This window comes from Peribacillus sp. SIMBA_075 (genome assembly GCF_046534585.1).
On the sequence record NZ_JAWRYN010001495.1, the window covers coordinates 1 to 240 of the forward strand.

1 protein-coding gene is annotated in these 240 nt (G+C 44.6%); it reads right to left on the reverse strand.

Going from position 1 to position 240, the window contains the following annotated elements:
• A partial coding sequence (locus tag SB775_RS33380) for an ABC transporter permease subunit (RefSeq protein WP_410865584.1) occupies nt 1-240 on the reverse strand: 240 nt, incomplete at both ends.

The window sequence follows — 240 nt, forward strand, 5'->3', positions numbered from 1 at the left end:
TTCAGCTGGTCTAAATGGATTTAAAGGATGCGAGGGGCTCGAGAAGTCCGCTGCTGAATTTAAAATAGGTGATGTTAAACCCGCTGTATAAATTAACGCCGCAGCTTCACCGAATATACGGCCTGCCGCTAAAATAATACCTGTAATGATTTGTGGTAACGAAGACGGGATAATGATGCGGGCAATTGTTTGCCATTTCGTTGCACCCAGTCCAAGACTCGCCTCTTTTACATTATGAGG